The sequence below is a fragment of the Caballeronia sp. genome (assembly GCF_049581465.1).
Taxonomy (GTDB): domain Bacteria; phylum Pseudomonadota; class Gammaproteobacteria; order Burkholderiales; family Burkholderiaceae; genus Caballeronia.
Genome location: NZ_JBAUSA010000816.1, coordinates 1 through 2,210, shown reverse-complemented (window position 1 = coordinate 2,210; position 2,210 = coordinate 1). Strand labels below are relative to the sequence as shown.

The 2,210-nt window shown below is 60.6% G+C and carries 3 protein-coding genes; all 3 read right to left on the bottom strand.

The window, feature by feature from the left end; translation table 11 throughout:
- Window positions 1–112: 112 nt before the first annotated feature.
- From fliN to fliL, 3 genes are read right to left on the bottom strand one after another with little or no spacing between them, the layout of a single operon-like run.
- Window positions 113–553 (bottom strand): flagellar motor switch protein FliN, encoded by a 441-nt coding sequence (gene fliN, locus WCA53_RS20085; RefSeq protein WP_423914704.1) that lies wholly within the window; start codon window positions 551–553, stop codon window positions 113–115.
- A complete protein-coding gene (gene fliM / locus WCA53_RS20080) occupies window positions 546–1,544 on the bottom strand; it encodes a flagellar motor switch protein FliM (RefSeq protein ID WP_423914701.1) in 999 nt (332 codons plus the stop codon). Before fliM ends, fliN begins: the two co-directional genes overlap by 8 nt.
- Window positions 1,545–1,578: 34 nt before the next feature.
- Window positions 1,579–2,073, bottom strand: a complete 495-nt coding sequence (gene fliL, locus WCA53_RS20075; protein WP_423914707.1) for a flagellar basal body-associated protein FliL — start codon at window positions 2,071–2,073, stop codon at window positions 1,579–1,581.
- Window positions 2,074–2,210 lie beyond the last annotated feature (137 nt).

Genomic DNA, 2,210 nt, shown 5'->3' with positions numbered 1-2,210 from the left:
GCCGTGCCCGCGCCAACGCCCGAGGCGATCTGAGCCGCGTGGTTGACGGCGTTCATGTCGGCGGCGCTGGCCCAGAGAGGCACGAGCGCTGCGGCGGCTGCGACAAGGCGTTTCATCGATTCAATTTCCGGATGCGTTCGGATGGCGTGATGATGTCCGTCAGGCGGATACCGAATTTGTCGTTGACCACCACGACTTCGCCCTGCGCGATCAGGCAGCCGTTCACGAGCACGTCCATGGGTTCGCCGGCGAGGCCGTCGAGTTCCACCACTGAGCCCTGTGCCAGTTGCAGCAAGTTGCGAATGGCGATCTTCGTGCGGCCGAGTTCGACCGTCATCTGCACGGGGATATCGAGAATCATCTCGATATCGTTGCGCGTGGCCGCTGCCGGGGGCACTTTCGATAATGCCTGGAACACGCCTGCCGAGGCTGCCACCGCTGGCGCCTCGTTGCCGTTCTGTTCGGCCAGCGCGCTCGCCCAGTCGTCCATTTCCAGGTCCGCTTCCTTGACCGGATCGGCCGGCGATGCGCCTTGTTCGGTTACGTCACTCATATCCACCTTCCTTCATCGTGTCGGATGCGCTGACCATCTTTTGCACGCGCAACGCGTATTGACCATTGAAAATTCCGTAGCCGCATTCCATCACCGGCACGCCGTCTACTTTTGCCGTGACCTGCTCGGGCACATTGATTGGCAGGACATCGCCGGCTTGCATGTTGAGAATCTGTTCGAAGGTCGTGCGGATCTGCGCGAGATCCACCGTTAGTTCGACTTCGGCTGCCTGGACTTGCTGTGACAGCACGCGCACCCAGCGGCGATCGACTTCGAGCGCTTCGCCCTGGATCGGCGATGAAAGGACGTCGCGGATCGGCTCGATCATCGAATACGGCATGCAGATGTGCAGCGTGCCGCCGGTCGAACCGAATTCGATGGAGAACTGCGTGACGATCACGATCTCGTTGGGCGTCGCGACGTTCGCGAACTGCGTGTGCATTTCCGAGCGCACGTATTCGAAGTTGAGCGGGCGCACGCTGCGCCACGCGGCCGTGTAGTGTTCGAACACGAGATTGAGCAGCTTGCTGATGATGCGTTGCTCGGTCTGCGTAAATTCACGGCCTTCCACGCGGGTGTGGAAACGGCCATCGCCGCCGAACAGGTTGTCCACGACGAAGAACACGAGGTTCGGGTCGAACACGAAGAGCGACGTGCCGCGCAACGGCTTCACATGGACCAGGTTGAGGTTGGTCGGGATGGGCAGGTTGCGGGTGAACTCGCTGTACTTTTGAACCTTTACCGGGCCGACGGAAATTTCCGCCGAACGCCGCATGAAGTTGAAGATGCCCACGCGCAGGAGCCGCGCGAAGCGATCATTGATGATTTCCATTCCGGGCATGCGGCCCCGGACGATGCGTTCCTGCGTCGCGAGGTTGTAGGGACGCACGCCGCCGTTGCGGACTTCATCCGCGACTGCATCGACTTCCCCGGTGACGCCCTTGAGCAGGGCATCGACCTCCTCCTGCGACATGAACTCTTCGTGGCCCATCACTCTTCCTTATTGGCGTTTTCTCGGGCGCTGCTTACTGAACGACGAATTCAGTGAACAGCACTTCCTGGACTTGCGCCGGATGCCCGGGGGTGCCGGCCGTGGTTTTCACGGTCGTCAGGAGTTCTGTGGCCAGCGTGCGCTTGCCTTCGATACCGATGAGGTCTTCGGGACGCTTTGCCGACAGTAGTTCGATGATGTGGCTGCGTACTTCCGGCATGCGCTCGGTGATCACGGCCTGGGCTTTGTCATCGGGCAGCTTGAGCGTCAGGCCCACGCGCAGGTAATGCATGCCGTCGTCGGTTTGCAGGTTGACGGTCATCGAGTCGAGCGGGAAGAACACAGGGGGGAGTGCCGCGGCGGCTTTTGCCGGTCCCAGAATGCTGTCTTTGTGAAGCAGGAAGTACGCGCCGCCTGCGCCTGCGCCCAGGAGAATGGTTGCTATTGCTGCAATGATCAGGATGCGCTTGAGCTTCCCGGTCTTCGCGTTGACGATTGGTTGTTGTGCTGCCGCTGCGGTAGTTGCCATGTCTTTAGCCTCTTTCTGTAGCCTGAATTGTTGGCGATTTTCAGGCGTCGCGATGGGGCGAACAGAAGGGGGATTTGGGGCTAACTCGGGGGTTTGTATGCGTGGGTCGAAAAGTAGAAAAGCCGCGCCCCTTCGGG